The organism is Microvirga sp. HBU67558 (genome assembly GCF_018069605.1).
Lineage (GTDB): Bacteria > Pseudomonadota > Alphaproteobacteria > Rhizobiales > Beijerinckiaceae > Microvirga > Microvirga terrae.
The window spans coordinates 1-1,793 of sequence record NZ_JAGPUP010000339.1 but is presented as its reverse complement, the minus strand read 5'-3'; the positions used below and the strand labels follow the sequence as shown (position 1 = coordinate 1,793).

The window sequence follows — 1,793 nt, the reverse complement described above, 5'->3', positions numbered from 1 at the left end:
CTGATCCTGAAGGTCGTGGACGAGGGCGACTTCTTCGAGATCCAGGAATCCTTCGCCCGGAACATGATCACTGGCTTCGGCCGCGTGGAAGGGCGCACCGTGGGCTTCGTGGCCAACCAGCCGATGGTGCTGGCGGGCGTGCTCGACTCCGATGCCTCGCGCAAGGCCGCGCGCTTCGTGCGCTTCTGCGACGCCTTCAACATCCCGATCGTCACCTTCGAGGACGTGCCGGGCTTCCTGCCGGGCACCGCGCAGGAATATGGCGGCCTCATCAAGCACGGCGCCAAGCTGCTCTTCGCCTATTCCGAGGCGACCGTGCCGCTCGTTACCGTGATCACGCGAAAAGCCTTCGGCGGCGCCTATGACGTGATGGCCTCGAAGCATATCGGCGGCGACATCAACTACGCCTGGCCGACCGCGCAGATCGCCGTGATGGGCGCCAAGGGCGCGGTGGAGATCATCTTCCGCCAGGATCTCGGCGACCAGGACAAGATCGCGGCCCGTACCAAGGAATACGAGGACCGCTTCATGTCGCCCTTCGTGGCGGCCGAACGGGGCTACATCGACGAGGTGATCATGCCCCATTCCACGCGCCGTCGGATCGCCCGGGCGCTGGCGATGCTCCGCCACAAGGAGAGCGAGCGCCCCTGGAAGAAGCACGATAACATTCCCCTGTGAGAGGAGCACCCAATGACCATCGCCTCACGGACGCGAGCCTCTATCCAAATCGATGATGTCTCTCAGCTGCTCATTGAATTTGTTGATGGGAGGGGTAGGCAGGGTCACGCAGATGAACCTATCGACGAGATTTTGCAGCTCCTATTGGCCGTCAGTAGCCTTGATCCTGATGCTGTAAATCTTCTGACACATTCAGATTATGTGGCCGCTCTAGTGATTCAAGCCCGCCGGTAGAGCTCGATCCGTTCTTTCTATCTCCAGATTACACCTGAACAGAATGAGGAGAAGCCTATGGTTCGGAGTCAAATGTCATCCCGGACACTCGCAAATAGGCTCTGGGTTCAAATACCGGGCAATACTCGCCTACGCATCGTCTTACTTGTTCTCATCGGCACGATTCTGCTGGCAGTCTCGGCTCACATCCAAGTGCCGTTCTGGCCAGTGAAGATGTCTATGCAATCATTTATGGTCCTCGCTCTCGCGGTCGTATACGGCGGTCGTTTAGGAACCGCAACGGTCGCTGCGTACCTTGTCGAGGGGGCAGTTGGATTGCCGGTATTCCAAAGCGGTGGAGGCCTTGCCTGTTTTGGAGGCCCGACTGCTGGCTACCTTGCGGGCTTCGTCGTCGCTACCGGCGTTGTCGGATCCCTAAGCGAGCGTGGAGCAATGCACTCGGTTGTCGCAGCGTTCGGTGTTCTTCTGTTGGGTGACGCCATCATTATGGTTCTTGGAACGGCTTGGCTCTCGACACTGATTGGCTTCGAGAAGGCACTGTCCGCGGGCCTCCTGATCTTCCTTCCTGCGGAAGCTGTCAAAGTTACTCTGGAAGCGGTTTTGACCCGAATGACAGCCCGCGCCATCTAGCTCGCACTTTCCTGAGGAATGCTCTCCAACAGAATCATGTCGGAGGGCCAAGACGAAGACCACGCAATGTTCGACAAGATCCTGATTGCGAACCGGGGCGAGATTGCCTGCCGGGTCATCAAGACAGCCCGGCGCATGGGCATCAAGACCGTGGCCGTCTATTCCGATGCCGACCGGGATGCCCTCCACGTGGACATGGCCGACGAGGCCGTCCACATCGGACCCGCCGCAGCGGCCGAGTCCTATCTCGT

3 protein-coding genes are annotated in these 1,793 nt (G+C 59.5%); all 3 read left to right on the top strand.

The annotated features are described in order from the left end of the window. A partial coding sequence (locus KBI52_RS01660; RefSeq protein ID WP_305797867.1) for an acyl-CoA carboxylase subunit beta occupies positions 1-678 on the top strand: 678 nt, incomplete at its 5' end. A 291-nt stretch (positions 679-969) separates the two neighbouring features. After that, positions 970-1,542, top strand: coding sequence for a biotin transporter BioY (locus tag KBI52_RS01655; RefSeq protein WP_210804893.1), 573 nt, complete (start codon positions 970-972; stop codon positions 1,540-1,542). A 66-nt stretch (positions 1,543-1,608) separates the two neighbouring features. After that, the coding region (locus KBI52_RS01650; RefSeq protein WP_210804892.1) for a biotin carboxylase N-terminal domain-containing protein at positions 1,609-1,793 on the top strand (185 nt) is incomplete at its 3' end.

What these genes read in the sequence shown, in the direction of transcription:
- KBI52_RS01655 (WP_210804893.1), top strand. Translation starts at nt 970, where the DNA reads ATGGTTCGGAGTCAAATGTCATCCCGGACACTCGCAAATAGGCTCTGG.